Source organism: Halomonas sp. 707D4 (genome assembly GCF_024158685.1).
Classification (GTDB): Bacteria; Pseudomonadota; Gammaproteobacteria; order Pseudomonadales; family Halomonadaceae; genus Vreelandella.
Map to the genome: position 1 here is coordinate 1 of NZ_JAMZBD010000472.1, position 2,342 is coordinate 2,342.

Annotated in this window: 3 protein-coding genes; 2 read left to right on the plus strand and 1 reads right to left on the minus strand. The window is 66.0% G+C overall.

Annotated elements, in window-relative coordinates:
- Nucleotides 1-1,022: acetyl-CoA C-acyltransferase (locus tag BIS11_RS15395; RefSeq protein WP_253586476.1), on the minus strand; the 1,022-nt coding region annotated here is incomplete at its 3' end.
- A gap of 178 nt (nucleotides 1,023-1,200) precedes the next feature.
- Between BIS11_RS15395 and BIS11_RS15400 the strand changes: the two genes are divergently transcribed.
- Both BIS11_RS15400 and BIS11_RS15405 read left to right on the plus strand, forming a co-directional pair.
- Nucleotides 1,201-1,764, plus strand: a complete 564-nt coding sequence (locus BIS11_RS15400; protein ID WP_253424962.1) for a TetR/AcrR family transcriptional regulator — start codon at nucleotides 1,201-1,203, stop codon at nucleotides 1,762-1,764.
- A gap of 160 nt (nucleotides 1,765-1,924) precedes the next feature.
- On the plus strand, nucleotides 1,925-2,342 hold a 418-nt coding region (locus tag BIS11_RS15405; RefSeq protein ID WP_253586477.1), incomplete at its 3' end, for an AMP-binding protein.

A 2,342-nucleotide genomic window follows, 5' to 3' on the forward strand; every position in this document is an offset into this window, starting at 1 on the left:
ACGTTGACCCTGGCGTGATCGAGGCCCAGATCGTCGATGGCCATCAGCGTGACCACGGCGAAGGCTTCGTTGATCTCGAAAAGATCCACGTCCTCGACGTTCCAGCCGACTTTGTCCAGCAGCGCCTGGATGGCGCCCACCGGGGCGATGGTGAATTCACTCGGGTGGCGCGAGTGGGTGGCGTGGCCGAGCATGCGCGCCAGCGGTTTGGCTCCCAGGCGCTCGGCGGCTTCACGGCTTGCGATGATCAGCGCCGAGGCGCCATCGGAGATGGAGCTTGCGTTCGCCGCGGTGATGGTGCCGTCCTTGGCGAAGGCCGGACGCAGGGTGCGGATCTTGTCGAGCCTTGCCTGGAAGGGCTGCTCGTCCTGGTCGACGACGATTTCACCCTGGCGGGTCGTCACCGTGACCGGCGCCATTTCGGCGTCGAGCGAGCCGTTCTCGCTCGCTTTCATCGCCCGCTCGAGGGAGGCGATGGCGAAGTCGTCGAGGCGCTCGCGGGTATAGCCGCGCTCGGTGGCGATCTCCTGGGCGAACACGCCCATCAGCTTGCCGGTCTCTGCATCCTCCAGGCCGTCGTAGAACATGTGGTCCTTGAGCTCGCCGTGGCCCAGGCGGTAGCCGCCGCGCGCCTTGGTCAGGATGTGCGGGGCGTTGGACATCGACTCCATGCCGCCGGCGAGCATGACCTCGTTGGTGCCGGCCTTGATCAGATCATGGCACAGCATGGCCGCTTTCATCCCCGAACCGCAGAGCTTGTTGATGGTGGTGGCGCCGATGGTATCGGGAATGCCCGCCTGGCGCATGGCCTGGCGGGCGGGGCCCTGCTTGACGCCACCGGGCAGCACGCAGCCCAGGATGCCTTCCTCGATGGCCTCCGGAGCGATGCCGGCGCGCTCGATGGCGGCGCGAATGGCCACGGCTGAAAGCTGCGGGGCGCTCAGGCTCGAAAGGCTCCCCATCATCGCGCCCATGGGGGTGCGGGTGGCGGAGAGAAAGACAACGTCGGTGGCGTGGCTCATGTAAAACTCCTGTCGCTTTATTGTGCTTGTGACGTCGCGCTTGTGACGTCGCGCTCGTGGCATTGGCAGGGTAGGGCCTGCTCAATGCGCGTGAGACGTGCTTCGTTGACCCGTCGGGCGGGGGTGTGGTCTGCTCGACGCTGACCAGGCAAGCGCTAGTGGGACTACCATGAATGTAATGAATGGCTCTGCGCGTCGCAAGAAACTGACGCGGCTGGCGGCGTCGCTCTTCGTCCAGCAGGGGTACGATCGCACCACGGTGCGCATGCTGGCCAAGGAGATGGGCATCAAGTCGGGGAGCCTCTTTCATCACTTCAAGGACAAGCAGGAGATACTTGCCGCAGTGATCGAGGAGGGCACCCAGAATGCGCTGGCGGTGGCCCGGGCCGCGCTTGCCCGTTGCGAGGCCACGCCGCAGGCGCGACTGACGGCCATGGCCCGCGCGCATCTCGATACCTTGTTTACCGATCGCAACGCCCACGTGGTGGCGCTTTTCGAGTGGCGCCGGCTCGACACCGCGACCAGCGCCCACCTGCGCCATCTGCGCGACGCCTACGAAGCGCTGTGGGTCCAGGTGATCGACGATGCCTTGGCGGCGGGGCTCGTGCGCGGCGACCGCTTTCTGGTCGTGCGCTTCGTGCTTGGCGCGCTCAACTGGACGGTTCGCTGGTACGACCCGGAAGGCGCTCGCACCCCGGACGAACTCGCCGACGAGCTGGTCGCGATGATCAGGCGCGGCTGAGGCGGCGTGTCGCTACCCGACCATCGTCTAAGTCGTTTCCCGCGCTACCCGCTTGCGCCGGATGGGCAATCTCTTTAGCGTTGGTGACATGGCGAGTTTCCGTTGACGTAAACGGACATGCGCCTCGTCTTGCGTCTACCAACAATAAAAGAGAGTCGCCATGACCGTTTCCCTCTCCTATGCCGAGTATCTCGAGGGCTTCTCGGCGGATGCCTTGATCGCCGCTCTCGATGATCACCAGGATGGCAAGCTCAATGCCTTCGATGCCTGCTGCGCGCGCCATGTGCGCGAGGGTCGCGGCGATACGCGCGCGTTGATCCACGAAGATACCCAGGGCCAGGTGCACGCCTTCACCTACGCCGAGCTCGAGGCCATGAGCGCAAGGCTCGCCGGCTGGATGGTCGCCCAGGGGCTGGGGGAGGGGGATCGCATCGCCTGCATGCTGCCGCGCTCGAGCGCACTGCTGGTCGCGGTGCTGGCCACCTGGCGCATCGGGGCGGTGTACCAGCCGCTGTTCACCGCCTTCGGGCCGGATGCGGTGGCGTACCGCCTGACGCGTGCCGATACCCGCCTGGTGA